This window comes from Streptomyces sp. ITFR-6 (assembly GCF_031844725.1).
Lineage (GTDB): Bacteria > Actinomycetota > Actinomycetes > Streptomycetales > Streptomycetaceae > Streptomyces.
The window spans coordinates 146,280-163,996 of the sequence record NZ_CP134614.1 but is presented as its reverse complement, the minus strand read 5'-3'; the positions used below and the strand labels follow the sequence as shown (position 1 = coordinate 163,996).

Annotated in this window: 1 protein-coding gene (only partly in view); it reads left to right on the top strand. The window is 73.3% G+C overall.

The window, feature by feature from the left end; all coding sequences use genetic code 11:
* Positions 1–17,661 carry the 3' portion of a type I polyketide synthase gene (locus RLT59_RS38705; protein ID WP_311308162.1) on the top strand. Its footprint begins 1,527 nt before the window's first position, so 17,661 of the gene's 19,188 nt are visible here — the last part of the coding sequence; its start codon lies off the left edge, out of view; its stop codon occupies positions 17,659–17,661.
* The last annotated feature ends 56 nt before the right edge of the window (positions 17,662–17,717 follow it).

Here is a 17,717-nt window from a genome sequence, read left to right as displayed (position 1 = left end):
GACGTGGGCCTGTCGCTGGCCGTCGCCCGTACCGGACTGGAGCACCGGGCGGTCGTGCTCGGCGCGGACACGGACGAACTGCGCACCCGGCTGGCGGCGCTGGCGGCGGGCGGACCCGTCGCGGGCGTGGTGTCCGGGCTCGCCGGTGACGGTCTGACCGGGTTCGTGTTCTCGGGCCAGGGCGGCCAGCGGGCCGGCATGGGCCGGGAACTGGCCGAGGCCTTCCCGGTGTTCGCAGCCGCTCTGGACGAGGTGTGCGCGTACTTCGACGGTCTGCGCGAGGTGATGTTCACCGATGCGGAGGCGCTGAAGACCACCGGCTGGGCGCAGCCCGCGCTGTTCGCCGTCGAGGTGGCGCTGTTCCGGCTGGTCGAGTCGTGGGGTGTCAGGCCGGACTACCTGGTCGGCCACTCGGTGGGTGAGCTGGCCGCCGCGCACGTGTCCGGTGTGCTGTCCCTGCCCGACGCGTGCCGGCTGGTCGCCGCCCGCGCCGAACTGATGCAGGCACTGCCCGCCGGCGGTGCGATGCGGGCTGTCCGGGCGACGCTCGACGAGGTCACACCCCTGCTGATCGAGGGCGTATCGGTGGCGGCGGTCAACGCCCCCGGCCAGGTGGTCCTGTCCGGCACCGCCGAGGCCGTCGAAGCGGTGGCCGCTCTCCTGCCCGACCGGCAGAGCCGCCGTCTGGAGGTCAGCCACGCCTTCCACTCGGCCCTGATGGAGCCGATGCTGGCCCGGTTCACCGAGGCCGCGGCGGAGCTGACGTACGGAAGTCCGCGCATCCCGATCGTCTCCACGCTGACGAGCGAGCCGGTCACCGAGTTCACCGCGGCCTACTGGGCGGACCAGGTCCGGGGCACGGTCCGCTTCGCCGACGCCGTCACCCGCCTGAAGGCCCTCGGCGTCACCCGATTCGTCGAACTCGGCCCCGACGCCGGCCTGATCGGCGCGATCGACGAGACGTACGGCGGTGACGCCGTCGCCGTCCCCCTCCTGCACCGCAAGCGCCCCGAACCGGCCAGCACGGTCGCGGCCCTGGCCCACCTGTGGGCGGACGGCGCCCACGTCGACTGGGCGGCCTACTTCGCCCCGGCCGGTGCACAGACCACCGACCTCCCCACCTACGCCTTCCAGCGCGCCCACTACTGGCTGGAGGACGAGCACGCACCCGTGCGCGCGACATCCGCGCTCGACTCCTGGCGCTACGGCGTCGACTGGGTGCCGGGTCCGGCCCGCGCCGCGGCCGGGCTCTTCGGCCGCTGGCTGCTGGTGACCTCGGCAGCACAGCCGGACCGTGACGGGTCGGCCGGGCTGATCAGCCACAGCCTGCGCGAACGCGGCGCGCAGGTCACCGAGCTGCGGCTCACCGAGGACCTCGACCGGGAGCAGCTGGGCACGCTCCTGGCCGAGCACCCCGACACGACCGGGGTGCTCTCCCTGCTGGCCCTCGACGAGAACCCGCACCCCGAGCGGCCCGCACTCTCCACCGGCCTGGCGCTCAACGTCCTGCTGACGCAGGCGCTGGCCGACCTGGACACACCGGTACCGGTCTGGCTGTGCACCCAGGACGCGGTCTCGGCGGCCGACGGTGACCGGGTCGGCCATCCCGTACAGGGAAGCAGCTGGGGTCTCGGGCTGGTGTCCGGCCTGGAGTTCCCGCAGTGGTGGGGCGGCCTGGCCGATCTGCCCGAGGCATTCACGGAGCGGGACGCCGACTGCCTGGCGGCGGTGGTCGCCGCAGGTGGTGCGGAGGACCAGTTCGCGATCCGTTCGGGTGCGGCCCTGCTGCGCCGGCTGCGGCGTTCTCCGCTGGAGGGCGCCGCCGCGGAGCCGTGGCGGACGAGCGGTACGGCGTTGATCACCGGCGGTACCGGCGGCCTGGGTGCGCACACGGCCCGCTGGCTGGCCGAGGCCGGTGCCGAACACCTGGTGCTGACCTCCCGGCGCGGACCGGACGCCCCCGGCGCCCCCGAACTCGCCGAAGAACTCGGCGCCCTGGGCGTCAGGGTGACCATCGCGGCCTGCGACACATCCGACTACCCGGCACTGGCCCGGCTCGTCGAGCGGATCGAGGCGGACGGCCCACCGATCAGAACAGTCGTGCACAGCGCGGGAACCGGCGGTACCGCCCCGCTCACCGGCACGGACCTGGCGGAGTTCGAGACCGGCGCGCAGGTGAAGCTGGCGGGGACGGCCAACCTCGACCGGATCTTCGACCGCACGGAACTCGACGCGTTCATCCTGTACTCCTCCGTCGCGGCTGTCTGGGGCGCCGGCGGCCACGGCTCCTACGCGGCCGGCAACGCCTACCTCGACTCGGTCACCCGCAGCCGGCGCGCCCGCGGCCTGGCCGGGACCACGATCGCCTGGGGCCTGTGGTCCGCGGACGACGGCAGCGGACTGGGCGGCACCGTCGACCGCGACTCGCTCAACTGGCACGGCCTGGCGGCCATGGCACCCCGGACCGCGATCGCCGGACTGCGGCAGGTCATGGCCGACGACCGGGAGTTCCTCGCCATAGGCGACGTGGACTGGGACGCCTTCACCCCCGCGTACACGGCCACCCGTCCGCGCCCCCTGATCGAGGGCATACCGGAGGCCCGCGCCGTCCTGGAGGGCGACCCGGGCACCGAGGGCGACCACACCCGGACCACCCAGGCGAACACCCTGCGGGAGCGCCTGCGCCCGCTTCCCGCGGAGGACCGCGAGACCGCGCTGCGCGACCTCGTACGGGCCCACGCGGCGACGGTCCTCGGACACGCGTCGCCGGACGCCATCGAGGAGGGGCGGCCGCTGCGCGACCTCGGCTTCGACTCGCTGCTCGCGGTCGAGCTGCGCAACGCCCTGACCACGGCGACCGGCCTGAAGCTCGCCACCACACTCGTCTTCGACCACCCGAACGTCACCCGCCTCGCACAGCACCTGCACGCCACCCTCTTCGGTGAACAGCCCGGCTTCGAGCCCGCCATCGCACAGATCTCCGCCGACGCGGCCGACAACGACGACGCCGTCGCGATCATCGGGATGGGCTGCCGTTTCCCCGGCGGGATCGCCGGGCCCGAGGACCTGTGGCGCCTCGTCACGGCGGGCGACGAGGTCCTCAGCGGATTCCCCGACAACCGGGGCTGGGACCTCGGCCGGCTGTTCAGCTCGGACCCGGACGACGAGGGGCACTCGTACGTCCGCTCGGGCGGCTTCCTTCAGGACGCGGGCTCCTTCGACCCGGACTTCTTCGGCATCTCGCCCCGCGAGGCCCTCGCCATGGACCCGCAGCAGCGGCTGCTCCTCGAAACGTCGTGGGAGGCGATCGAGCACGGCCGCATCGACCCGCACAGCCTGCGCGGCAGCGAGTGCGGCGTGTTCGTCGGCGTCGGTCACGGCGGCTACGGCACGGGCCTGCGCCAGCTCCCGGAGGGAGTGGAGGGCCACCTCCTCACCGGCTCGATCACGAGCATCGCCTCCGGGCGCATCTCGTACACCCTGGGACTGGAGGGCCCGGCCGTCACCGTCGACACCGGATGCTCCTCCGCCCTGGTGGCCCTGCGCCTGGCCTCCCAGGCACTGCTGTCCGGGGAGTGCTCGATGGCGCTCGCCGGAGCGGCCTCCATCGGCTCCTCACCGCTCGGGTTCATCGGGTTCAGCCGCCAGCGCGGCCTCGCCGAGGACGGCCGTTCCAAGGCCTTCTCCGAGGACGCCGACGGCATGGGGATCTCGGAGGGCGCCGGGGTCTTCGTCCTGGAACGGCTGTCGGCGGCCCGGCGCAACGGCCACCGCGTCCTTGCCGTCATCCGGGGCAGCGCGATCAACCAGGACGGCGCGTCGAACGGTCTGACGGCGCCCAACGGCCCGGCGCAGCAGCGGGTGATCCGGCAGGCGCTGGCCAATGCCGGGCTGTCCGCCTCGGACGTCGATGTCGTGGAGGCGCACGGTACGGGCACCTCGCTGGGTGACCCGATCGAGGCGCAGGCGCTGCTGGCCACCTATGGCCAGGACCGCCCGGAGGACCGGCCGCTGTGGCTCGGCTCCGTCAAGTCCAACCTCGGCCACACCCAGGCCGCCGCCGGTGTCGCCGGCGTCATGAAGATGATCCTCGCGATGCACCACGGCGAACTGCCGAGAACGCTGCACGCGGACAACCCGTCGTCGCACGTGGACTGGTCGGCGGGCGCGGTGGAGCTGCTCTCCGAGGCGCGGGAGTGGCCGCACGTGGACCGGCCCCGGCGTGCGGGCGTGTCGGCGTTCGGAGTGAGCGGCACGAACGCGCACCTCATCCTGGAGCAGGCACCGGAACCGGACGACGAGACCGGCTCGGGAACGCTGTCGCCGTCGGTGGTGCCGTGGATTCTGTCGGGGCGGAGTGCTGCCGCGCTGCGGGGTCAGGCCGAGGCGCTGCGTCCGCTGGCGGACGGCACTGATCCGGTGGGTGTCGGGTGGTCGTTGGTGTCGTCCCGGGCGCGGTTCGAGCACCGGGCGGTTGTGGTGGGGGAGCCGGTGTCCGCTCTGGCCGCGTTGGCTGTGGGTGAGCCTTCGGGGCGGGTGGTGTCCGGGGTTGCGGGTCCGGTGGGTCGGACGGTGTTTGTGTTCCCTGGTCAGGGGGCGCAGTGGGCGGGTATGGCGGTCGAGTTGGCGGAGTCGTCGCCGGTGTTCGCGGCGCGGCTGGCGGAGTGTGAGTTGGCGTTGTCCGCTTATGTGGACTGGTCGTTGACGGAGGTACTGAATGGGGCGCCGGGTGCGCCGTCGTTGGATGCGGTGGATGTGGTGCAGCCGGTGTCGTTTGCGGTGATGGTGTCGTTGGCGGCGTTGTGGCGTTCGTTCGGTGTGGTGCCGGCTGCGGTGGTGGGGCATTCGCAGGGTGAGATCGCTGCCGCGTGTGTGGCGGGGGTGTTGTCGTTGGAGGATGCGGCGCGGGTGGTGTGCTTGCGGAGCCGGGCGATTGCGGCGGTGGCGGGTGCGGGCGGTATGGCGTCGGTGGCGGCGTCGGTGGAGCGGGTGGAGGAGTTGCTTGGTTCGTGGGCGGGCCGGGTGTCGGTGGCTGCGGTGAATGGTCCGTCGCAGGTGGTGGTCTCGGGTGAGGCCGTTGCTCTGGACGAGCTGGTTGCCGAGTGCGGGGGGCAGGGGTTGCGGGCGCGGCGGATAGCGGTGGATTACGCCTCGCACTCGGCTGCGATGGATGTGCTGGAGGCGGATCTGGCGGTCGAGCTGGCCGGGGTCTCCCCGCGTGCGGGTGACATCCCGTTGATGTCGACGGTGACCGGCGAACTGGTGGACGGTTCCGGGATGGATGGCGGGTACTGGTTCACGAATCTGCGCTCGCGGGTTCGGTTCTCCGAGGCGATCGAGAAGCTGAGCGGGGAGGGTTACGGCGTCTTCGTCGAGGCCTCCTCGCACCCCGTACTGACGGCTGCGGTCCAGGAGATCGCGGAAGGGGCGGACGAGGACGCCGACGCTGAGCCGGGTGTGGTCACCGGTTCGCTGCGCCGCGACGACGGGGGCCTGGACCGTTTCCTGGCCGGTGTCGCCGAGCTGTGGGTGCGCGGCGTGGACGTCGACTGGTCGGCCGCCTTCCCCGACGACGCACGGCCCGCGACCGTCGACCTGCCCACGTATGCCTTCCAGCGTGGGCACTACTGGCTGGAGGACGAGGCCACCGGCACGGTGAGCGAACAGGGCGTGATGGACGCGGAGTTCTGGGAAGCCGTCGGCAGCGGCGACACCCGTGCCTTCGCCGATGAGCTGGGCGTGGGCGAGGACGCCTCGCTGAGCACGATGCTTCCCGCCCTGCACGCATGGCGGATGCGACGGGCCGAGCGGTCCGTCCTGGACTCCTGGCGCTACGGCGTCGACTGGGTGCCGGGTCCGGCCCGCGCCGCGGCCGGGCTCTTCGGCCGCTGGCTGCTGGTGACCTCGGCAGCACAGCCGGACCGTGACGTGTCGGTCGAACTGATCAGCCACAGCCTGCGCGAACGCGGCGCGGCAGTGGCCGAGTTGGTGCTCACCGCGGACCTCGACCGGGAGCAGCTCGGTGCGCTGCTGGCCGAGCAGCCGGACGTGACCGGGGTGATCTCCCTGCTCGCCTTCGACGAGAGCGGGTACCCCGGCCGGCCGGCGCTCACCGGAGGACTCGCGCTCAACGTGCTGCTGATGCAGGCCCTGGCCGACTGGGACCGGCGTATCTCGGTCTGGCTGTGCACCCAGGACGCGGTCTCGGCGGCCGACGGTGACCGGGTCGGTCATCCCGTACAGGGAAGCAGCTGGGGTCTCGGGCTGGTCTTCGGCCTGGAGTTCCCGCAGTGGTGGGGCGGCCTGGTCGACCTCTCCGAGGGGTTCACGGAGCGGGATGCCGACTGCCTGGCGGCGGTGGTCGCCGCAGGTGGTGCGGAGGACCAGTTCGCGATCCGTTCGGGTGCGGCCCTGCTGCGCCGGCTGCGGCGTTCTCCGCTGGAGGGCGCCGCCGCGGAGCCGTGGCGGACGAGCGGTACGGCGTTGATCACCGGCGGTACCGGCGGCCTGGGTGCGCACACGGCCCGCTGGCTGGCCGAGGCCGGTGCCGAACACCTGGTGCTGACCTCCCGGCGCGGACCGGACGCGGCCGGTGTGCCCGAACTCGTCGAGGAGCTCGGCGCCCTGGGCGTCAGGGTGACGGTCGCGACGTGCGACGTCTGCGACTACGAGGACCTGGCGCGACTCGTGGAGCGGATCGAGGCGGACGGGCCGCCGATCCGAACCGTCATCCACTGCGCGGGCGTCGGCCACCTCGCCTCACTGACCGGGACGAACCTGGCCGAGTTCGAGGCCGGCGCGGAGGCGAAGCTGGCCGGGACCGCCAACCTCGACCGGATCTTCGACCGCGACGGCCTGGACGCGTTCATCCTGTACTCCTCCGTGGCGGCGCTCTGGGGTGCCGGCGAACACGGCTCCTACTCGGCGGGCAACGCCTACCTCGACTCGGTCACCCGCAGCCGGCGCGCCCGAGGGCTCACCGGAACCACGATCGCCTGGGGCCTGTGGTCCGCCGACGACGGCGGCATGGCGGGCAAGGTCGACCCCGGCTCGCTCAACTGGCGCGGTCTGACGTTCATGGCGCCGCAGACCGCCATCGCCGGGCTGCGACAGGCGATGGCGGACGACGAGGAGTTCCTCGCCATCGGCGACGTGAACTGGGACTCCTTCACCCCCGCGTTCACCGCCATGCGCGCACGGCCCCTGCTCGACGGCATTCCGGAGGTCCGCGCCTTCCTGGAGCGCAACGGCGGTACCGACGACGACACGCCGTCGGCCGACGAGAACTCCCTGCGGGAGCGGCTGCGACCGCTCTCCGCCGACGACCGCGAGCGCGCCCTGCGCGATCTCGTACGGTCGCACGCGGCCGGAGTCCTCGGACACGCGTCGCCGGACGCCATCGAGGAGGGGCGGCCGCTGCGCGACCTCGGCTTCGACTCGCTGCTCGCGGTGGCGTTGCGCAACGCCCTGCGCACCGCGACCGGCCTGAAGCTCGCGGCCACGCTCGTCTTCGACTATCCGAACGTCACCCGGCTCGCGCGGTACCTGCAAGGGGCGCTCTTCGGCGACGGAGCGGCCGCCGAGCCGCGGACCGTACCGGTCGCTGTGGGCCCGGCCGACGACGACGCCGTCGCGATCATCGGGATGGGCTGCCGTTTCCCCGGCGGGATCGCCGGGCCCGAGGACCTGTGGCGCCTCGTCACGGCGGGCGACGAGGTCCTCAGCGACTTCCCCGACAACCGGGGCTGGGACCTCGGCCGGCTGTTCAGCTCCGACCCGGACGACGAGGGGCACTCGTACGTCCGCTCCGGCGGATTCGTGCAGGACGCGGGCTCCTTCGACCCCGCCTTCTTCGGCATCTCGCCGCGCGAGGCCCTGGCGATGGACCCGCAGCAGCGGCTCCTGCTGGAAACCACGTGGGAGGCGATCGAGCACGGTCGCATCGACCCGCACAGCCTGCGCGGCACCGCCTGCGGCGTGTACCTCGGCGTCGGCAACGGCGGCTACGGCAGAGGCCTGCGCCGACTGCCGGAAGGCATGGAGGGCCACCTGCTCACCGGGACGGGCCCCAGCATCGCCTCCGGGCGGATCTCGTACACCCTGGGACTGGAGGGTCCGGCGGTCACCCTCGACACCGGATGCTCCTCGGCGTTGGTGGCCCTCGACCTCGCGGCCCGAGCGCTGCGGTCCGGCGAGTGCTCGCTGGCCCTCGCGGGGGCGGCCTCGATCGCCTCGGTGCCGGAGAGTTTCATCGCCTTCAGCCGCCAGCGCGGCCTCGCCGAGGACGGCCGGTCCAAGGCCTTCTCCGACGACGCCGACGGCATGGGCCTCTCCGAGGGTGTCGGCCTGCTCCTGGTGGAGCGGCTGTCGGACGCGCGCCGCAACGGCCACCGCGTACTGGCGGTGGTCCGGGGCAGCGCGGCGAACCAGGACGGCGCGTCGAACGGTCTGACGGCGCCCAACGGCCCGGCGCAGCAGCGGGTGATCCGGCAGGCGCTGGCCAATGCCGGGCTGTCCGCCTCGGACGTCGATGTCGTGGAGGCGCACGGTACGGGCACCTCGCTGGGTGACCCGATCGAGGCGCAGGCGCTGCTGGCCACCTATGGCCAGGACCGCCCGGAGGACCGGCCGCTGTGGCTCGGCTCCGTCAAGTCCAACCTCGGCCACACCCAGCTCGCCGCCGGCGCGGCGGGCGTGATGAAGATGGTCCTCGCCCTTCAGCACCGGCTGATGCCCAGGACGCTGCACGCGCAGAACCCGTCCTCCCGGGTGGACTGGTCCGAGGGCGCCGTGGAGCTGCTCTCCGAGGCGCGGGAGTGGCCGCGTGGCGAGCGGCCGAGGCGCGCGGGCGTCTCGGCGTTCGGGATGAGCGGGACGAACGTTCACCTGATCCTGGAAGAGGCGCCCGAGGAGGCGGAGGCCGAACAGACGGTCTCCCGGGCCCCGGTGGTGGTGCCGTGGATTCTGTCGGGCCGCAGCGCCGATGCCTTGCGCGGGCAGGCCGAGGCGCTGCGTCCGCTGGCGGACGGCACTGATCCGGTGGGTGTCGGGTGGTCGTTGGTGTCGTCCCGGGCGCGGTTCGAGCACCGGGCGGTTGTGGTGGGGGAGCCGGTGTCCGCTCTGGCCGCGTTGGCTGTGGGTGAGCCTTCGGGGCGGGTGGTGTCCGGGGTTGCGGGTACGGTGGGTCGGACGGTGTTTGTGTTCCCTGGTCAGGGGGCGCAGTGGGCGGGTATGGCGGTCGAGTTGGCGGAGTCGTCGCCGGTGTTCGCGGCGCGGCTGGCGGAGTGTGAGTCGGCGTTGTCCGCTTATGTGGACTGGTCGTTGACGGAGGTACTGAATGGGGCGCCGGGTGCGCCGTCGTTGGATGCGGTGGATGTGGTGCAGCCGGTGTCGTTTGCGGTGATGGTGTCGTTGGCGGCGTTGTGGCGTTCGTTCGGTGTGGTGCCGGCTGCGGTGGTGGGGCATTCGCAGGGTGAGATCGCTGCCGCGTGTGTGGCGGGGGTGTTGTCGTTGGAGGATGCGGCGCGGGTGGTGTGCTTGCGGAGCCGGGCGATTGCGGCGGTGGCGGGTGCGGGCGGTATGGCGTCGGTGGCGGCGTCGGTGGAGCGGGTGGAGGAGTTGCTTGGTTCGTGGGCGGGCCGGGTGTCGGTGGCTGCGGTGAATGGTCCGTCGCAGGTGGTGGTCTCGGGTGAGGCCGTTGCTCTGGACGAGCTGGTTGCCGAGTGCGGGGGGCAGGGGTTGCGGGCGCGGCGGATCGCGGTGGATTACGCCTCGCACTCGGCTGCGATGGATGTGCTGGAGGCGGATCTGGCGGTCGAGCTGGCCGGGGTCTCCCCGCGTGCGGGTGACATCCCGTTGATGTCGACGGTGACCGGCGAACTGGTGGACGGTTCCGGGATGGATGGCGGGTACTGGTTCACGAATCTGCGCTCGCGGGTCCGGTTCTCCGAGGCGATCGAGAAGCTGAGCGGGGAGGGTTACGGCGTCTTCGTCGAGGCCTCCTCGCACCCCGTACTGACCGCCGCCGTCGAGGAGATCGTGGACGGCAGTGTCGTCACCGGTTCGCTGCGCCGGGATGACGGCGGTCTGGACCGTTTCCTGGCCGGGGTGGCAGAGCTGTGGGTGCGCGGCGTGGACGTCGACTGGACGGCCGCCTTCCCCGACGACGCACGGCCCGCAACCGTGGACCTGCCCACGTACGCCTTCCAGCGTGGGCACTACTGGCTGGAGGACGAGGCCACCGGCACGGTGAGCGAACAGGGCCTGGCCGACACCGAGTTCTGGGCGGCCGTCGATCGTGACGACGCGGAAGGGCTCGCCGCCACTCTCGGTGTCGAGGATCCCGCCCCGATCGAATCACTGCTGCCCGCGCTCTCCGACTGGCGCCGTCGCCGCCGCCAGGAATCCGAGGTGGACTCCTGGCTGTACGACGTCCTGTGGCAGCCCCTCCCGCACAGCGCCGCACCGCGTATCGACGGCGCCCGGTGGCTGCTGCTCGTCCCGGCCGGCGGGCACGCGTGGGCGGCCCCCGCGAGCCGGGCGCTCAGCTCGCTCGGCGCCGAGGTCCGGGTGGCGGAGGCTGACGGGACCGACCGTGCAGAACTCGCCGCGCGGCTGCGCGAAGCCGGTGCGGACAGCACCGGTGTGCTGTCCCTGCTCGCGCCCGGCCCGGAAGCGGACCTCGACCGGACCGTGCTGACCGTCCAGGCACTCGGGGATGCGGGAATCACGGCGCCCCTGTGGCTCGCCACCCGGGACGCGGTCTCCGTCGGGCCCTCCGACCGGTCCGTCGAACCGGACCAGGCCCTGGTGTGGGGGCTGGGGCGGATCGCCGCCCTGGAGTACCCGCAGCGGTTCGGCGGCCTGGTCGACCTGCCGGCCGAGCCGGACGCGCGAGCGGCCGAGCGGCTCGTCCGGGCGCTGACCGCGCCCGACGGGGAGGACCAGCTGGCCGTGCGTGCGGGCGGCGTCTACGTACGCCGGCTGGCACGCAAGCCGCTGGCCGCCCTGTCCCCCGTACGGAACTGGAAGCCCACCGGCACTGTGCTCGTCACCGGTGGCACCGGCGGTGTCGGCGCGGAGTTCGCCGCCTGGCTGGCGTCCAACGGTGCCGAGCACCTGCTGCTGACCAGCCGCCGGGGCGAGGACGCCCCGGGTGCCGTGGAACTGACGGAGCGGCTGACCGGGCTCGGGGCGCGGGTGACGATCGCGGCGTGCGACGTGTCCGACCGCGAGGCGCTGCGCCGGGTACTCGCCGGCATTCCGGCCTCGCAGCCGCTGACCGGTGTGGTGCACGCGGCAGCCGTACTCGACGACTGCCTGTTCGACGAGCTGACCCCGGAGCGGGTCCGCACGGTGCTGCGGCCCAAGGCGACAGCGGCGCACCACCTGCACGAACTCACCAGGGACGCCGGCCTCGACGCCTTCGTCCTGCTGTCCTCGATGGCCGGCACGCTCGGCGGACCGGGGCAGGGCAGTTACGCGGCGGCCAACGCCTATCTCGACGCGCTGGCCCGGCTGCGGCGTGCCGAGGGACTCCCGGCCACCTCGCTGGCCTGGGGCGCCTGGGACAGCGTCGGGCTCGCCGTGGGTGAGATGGGTGAGCGGCTGAGCCGCAGCGGAGTGGCTCCGATGGCACCCGAAGTGGCGCTCCGCGCGGTGCAGTACGCCCTCGATCACGATCTGGCCTACCTCATGGTCGCCGACCTCGACTGGCGGGTGTTCGGGCCGAACTGCACGGCCGGCCGTTCCGGGCGGGTGCTCGACAGACTGCCCGAGGCGCTCCGCACCAAGTCGCCGGAGTCCGCCGGAGAGAAGGAAGAGGCGGGCTTCGCCGGCAGCCTCGCCGGGCGTGCGCCGGCCGAGCGGGAGCAACTGCTGTCGACGCTGGTGCGCACCCAGGCGGCGGCGGTGCTCGGTCTGACCGGGCCCGAGACGATCGACCCCGACCGGGCCCTGCGCGAGCTCGGCTTCGACTCGATCACCGCCGTCGAACTGCGCAACCGCCTCAACTCTGTCACCGGACTGCGGCTGCCGGTCACCGTCGTCTTCGACCACGTGGCCGCCGGACCGCTGGCCCGCTACCTGGACGGAGAACTGTTCGGCGAACAGTCCGGCGGGACGTCCGCCGCCCTCGTGACCCCCGGCGCGCAGCCGGCCGCCGCGGTGGCCGGCACCGATGACGACCCGGTCGTCATCGTCGGGATGGGCTGCCGCTTCCCGGGCGGCATCCAGACCCCCGAACAGTTCTGGGACCTGCTGTCCGAAGGCGGCGACGTGGTCTCGGACTTCCCCACCGACCGCGGCTGGGACCTCGAAGGGAACTTCCACCCGGACCCGGACCACTCGGGCACGTACTACACCCGGGGCGGTGGCTTCCTCCAGGACGTGGGCGAGTTCGACCCGGTGTTCTTCGGCATCTCGCCCCGGGTGGCACCGGCCATCGACCCGCAGCACCGGCTGCTGCTGGAAACCTCGTGGGAGGCGTTCGAGCGGGCCGGGATCGACCCGGCGACCGTGAAGGGCACCCCGGTCGGGGTGTTCGTCGGCTCCAACTACAACGACTACGGGCACCGGCTCCTCGGCACACCGAGCGAGTTCGAGGGACAGCTCGCCACCGGCAGCGCGTCGAGCGTGACCTCGGGCCGGGTGGCGTACACCTTCGGTCTCGAAGGGCCCGGCGTCACCGTGGACACCGCGTGCTCGTCGTCGCTGGTCGCCCTGCATCTGGCCGCCCAGTCCGTCCGATCCGGTGAATGCGCCATGGCGCTGGCCGGCGGCGTCACGGTGATGTCCACCCAGGACACGTTCATCGAGTTCAGCCGCCAGGGCGCGCTCTCGCCGGACGGGCGCTGCAAGGCGTTCTCCGCCGAGGCCGACGGGGCAGGCTGGGCCGAGGGCGTCGGCATGCTCCTGGTCGAGCGGCTGTCGGACGCACGACGCCACGGGCACCCGGTGCTCGCGGTGGTGCGGGGCAGCGCGGTCAACCAGGACGGCGCGTCGAACGGGCTGACCGCGCCCAACGGGCTCGCCCAGCAGCGGGTCATCCGGCAGGCACTGGCCAACGGAGGACTGAACACCGCCGACGTGGACCTGATGGAGGCGCACGGCACCGGCACCTCGCTGGGCGACCCCATCGAGGCGGATGCGCTCCTCGCGACCTACGGGCAGGGGAGGTCCGAGGACCGGCCGCTGTGGCTGGGATCGGTGAAGTCGAACATAGGCCACACCCAGGCCGCTTCTGGCGTGGCCGGAATCATCAAGACCGTCCTGGCCATGCGGCACGACACCATGCCGGGCACGCTGCACGTCGCCCGGCCCACACCGCACGTGGACTGGTCCTCGGGTGCCGTGCGGCTGCTGACCGAGGCCCGTGCCTGGCCGGAGGGCGACACACCGCGTCGGGCGGCGGTCTCCTCGTTCGGCGTCAGCGGCACCAACGTCCACATGATCATCGAACAGGCTCCGGCGCCGGTTCCGGCTCAGCCGGAACTGCCCGCGCCCGCGCCGGTGTCCGGCGGGGCGAGTGGCACGGACAGCGCAGGACGGCTCCCGTTCACCCTCTCCGCCCGCAGCGCCGCCGCGCTCACCGCGCAGGTGGAGAACCTGCTCGGGGTGCTCGACAGCCGGCCGGACACCGACGTCGCGGCCATCGGCCGCGCGCTCGTGGCTCGCTCGCGCTTCGAGCACCGCCTGGTGACCTGGAGCAGTGACCGCGACGGGCTGCGCGAGCAGCTCAACGCCTGGATGGACGGGCGCACCGCGGCGCCCGCGGCGGACGGCACCGCGAGCGGCGGCCGTACCGCGTTCCTGTTCTCCGGACAGGGCGCCCAGCGGCTCGGCATGGGCCGCGAGCTCTACGGCACGTTTCCGGTGTACGCCGATGCGTTCGACGAGGTCTGCGCCCACGTGGACCTGGAGCTGCCGAGGCCGCTGCGTGACATCGTGTTCGCGCCGGAAGGCAGCGCGGAGGCCGCGCTGCTCGACCGCACGCAGTACACCCAGCCGGCACTGTTCGCGGTCGAGGTCGCCCTCTTCCGGCTCTTCGCCTCGTGGGGTGTCACGCCCGACTACCTGATCGGGCACTCCATCGGTGAGCTGGCCGCCGCCCACCTCGCCGGAGTCTTCACCCTCCCCGACGCCTGCCGCCTGGTGGCGGCGCGCGGCCGGCTGATGGGCGAAGTGCCCGAGGGAGGCGCGATGGCCGCCCTGGCCGCCGCAGAGGAAGAGGTGATCCCGCTGCTCACGGGCCGGGAGGACCGGATCGGCGTGGCCGCGGTCAACGGCCCGGATGCCGTGGTGGTGTCCGGTGACACCGCCGAAGTCGACCGGGTGGCCGCGCACTTCGCGGAGATCGGTCGAAAGACTAGGCGTTTGCGGGTCAGCCATGCGTTTCACTCGCCGCATATGGATGTGATGCTGGAGCGCTTCTCCGAGATCGTCCGGGACATTCCGATGTCGCCGCCGACGATTCCGCTGGTGTCGGACGTGACGGGTGAGACCGCCACGGCCGCACAGCTGTGCACGCCCGAGTACTGGGTGGCGCAGCTGCGCGGGACCGTCCGGTTCGCCGACGGCGTCCGCTTCCTCACGGACGCCGGAGTGACCCGGTTCCTGGAGATCGGCCCCGACGCCGTGCTGTCCGCGATGACCGCGGACTGCCGTGCCGAGGACGCCCCCGGTGTGGTCGTGCCCGCGCTGCGCCGTGGCCGGGACGAGACCGGGGCCGCACTCGGAGCGCTCGCCCAGCTGTACGTGCACGGCGGCAGCTGCGACTGGTCGGCGTTCCTGCCGGACACCGCACCGGCCGAGCTGCCCACCTACCCGTTCCAGCGGCAGCGCTACTGGCTGGACGCACGGCCCGCGGGCGACGTACGGGAGGCCGGGTTCGACACCGCGGACCATCCGCTGCTCGGCGCGGCGGTGCAACTCGCCGACGGCGACGGCGTCCTGTTCACGGCCCGGCTCTCGCACCGCCGCCACCCCTGGCTCGGCGACCATGTCATCGCCGGCCGGGCGGTACTGCCCGGCACGGCGTTCCTGGACCTCGCCGTCCGGGCCGGTGACCACGTCGGCTGCGGCGGCATCGGCGAACTGACCCTTCAGGAGCCGCTGGTGCTCCCCGGGAGCGGGGCGGTCCAGGTCCAGGTGCGGGTGGGCGCCGCCGCCGACGACGGCATCCGGCCGATCGGCGTGTACTCGCGCCCCGACAGCGAAGGCGCCGACGGACGGTGGCAGCGGCACGCGGGCGGAACCCTGCTGCCCCAGGCCCTGCCCGCCGAGCCGCTCCCCGCGGCCTGGCCGCCCGCGGACGCCGACCCGGTCGACCTGACCGGCCTCTACCCCCGGCTGGCCGAGGCGGGCAGCGAGTACGGTCCGGTGTTCCAGGGGCTGCGCGCCGCCTGGCGGCGGGGATCCGAGATCTTCGCCGAGGTGTCCCTGCCCGACGGCACGGACGCGACCGGCTTCGGGCTCCACCCGGCGCTCCTGGACGCCGCCCTTCAGGCGGTGTCCCTGGGCACGCTCGGGGACGAGGGCCGCAGCGTGATGCCCTTCTCCTGGCAGAACGTCACCCTGCACAGCACGGGCGCGACGGCCTTGCGGGTGAGGCTCGCGGACACCGGTACGAGTACGGTGTCTGTCCAGGCCTGGGACACGGCCGGTTCCCCCGCCGTGTCCGCCGGCTCGCTGGCGTTCCGGCCGGTCGCCGGCGCCGAGCCGGGCCGCCCGCGCACCGAACTGCTGCTGCGCACGGAGTGGACACCTGTCCCGGTCCCGGCGGCGGACCCGCAGGGCCGCACCTGGGCGATCGTCGGGTACGACGCGTCGCCCGGTCCGACGGCCGCCCTCACCCGGGCCGTCGTACTCGACACCTACGCGGCACTGCCGGACCTGGCCCAGGCCGTCTCGGCGGGCACCGCCGTCCCCGACCGGGTCCTCGTCGCCGCACCGTCTTTCGACGGCGACCCGGCGGGCGCCGCCCACTCGGCCGCCCACTGGGCCCTGGAGCTGGTGCAGAGCTGGCTCGCGGACCAGCGGTTCACCGGATCCCGGCTGGTCTTCGTGACGCGGGGCGCCATCGCCGTCGACTCCGGCACGGAGCTGACCGACCTGCCCGTCGCCACGGTCCACGGACTGGTCCGCGCCGCGATCACCGAGCATCCGGGACGCTTCGCACTCCTGGACGTCGACGGCCACGACATGCCGGCCGCCGCGCTGGCAGCCGTGCTCACCGGCGACGAACCCCAGACGGTGCTGCGCGACGGCACCGCGCGCATGGCCCGCCTGGCCCGTGTCCGCGTCGGTCAGGAGCCCGCCCGGGAACCCGTCTGGAACCCCGCCGGAACGACACTGGTCACCGGTGCCACCGGCACGCTCGGCCGGCTGGTCGCACGGCATCTCGTCGCCGAGCACGGCGTACGGCAGCTGCTGCTGGTCAGCCGCAGCGGCCCCGACGCGGCGGGAGCGGCCGAACTGCGGGCCGAACTCACCGCGCTGGGAGCCGAGGTGACCTTGGCGGCCTGCGACGTGGCGGACCGTACGGCACTGCGTCGGCTGCTCGACGGCATCCCCGCCGCGCACCCGCTCACCTCGGTCGTGCACGCGGCCGGTGTCGTGGACGACGGAGTGGTCACCGGGCTGACCCCGGAACGGGTCGACGGCGTGCTCGCGGCCAAGGTCGACGCCGCCGTCAACCTGCACGAGCTCACCGCGGACCTGGAGCTGAGCGCCTTCGTGCTGTTCTCCTCGGTGGCCTCGACGTTCGGCGGGGCGGGCCAGGCGGCCTACGCCGCCGGGAACGCCTTCCTGGACGCGCTCGCCGGCCACCGCCGGGCCCGCGCACTGCCCGCCGTGTCCCTGTGCTGGGGGCCGTGGGCCGAGGCCAGCGCCATGACGGGCAAGCTCGGGGCCGCGGACCACGCACGATTCGCCCGGGGCGGCATGGCATCGCTGTCCTCGGCCGAGGGACTGAGCCTGCTCGACGCCGCCCGCGGCATCGACGAGGCGGTCCTGGTGCCCGTACGACTGGCCCTCGCCCCGCTCGACGACATGGACCCGGACCAAGTGCTGCCTCTGCTGCGCGGCCTGGTGCGGGGCAAGGCACGGCCGGCCGCCGCGCAGGCGGGCAGGCCGGCCGCCGCAGCCGCCCCGGAAGACCGCTTCGCGGGAATGTCCGGGCCCGGACGCCGACGCGCCCTGCTGGACCTGGTCCGTGACGAGGCGGCCGTGGTCCTCGCGTACTCGGCCTCCGAACGCGTCGACGTGGAGCGCGGATTCCTCGAAATGGGCTTCGACTCCCTCAGCGCCGTGGAACTGCGCAACCGGCTCGGCAAGGCGACCGGCCTCACCCTGCCGGCGACCCTGCTCTTCGACTACCCGACGCCTGCCGGGCTCGCCGCGCACCTCGACGAGGTCTTCCCGTCGGACAGCGAACTCGTACTGGCCCCGCTCCTGGTGGAGCTGGAGAAGCTGGGCGCCAACCTGTCCGACACGACCGCCGACGACGAGCTGCGCGGCCGGGTCGAGAACCGGCTGCGGGACCTGCTGGCCAGGGTGACGGGTCCGGCGGCCGCTCCGACGGCGCCGGACACGGCGATCGACGACCTCGACGGGGCCTCCGACGACGAGATCTTCCGGTTCCTCGACGGGCTGGAGCCGTGAGCGTGCGAATGGGGGAGCAGGACGTGCATCAGGCCAGCTGGTCCGGACGAGGGGGA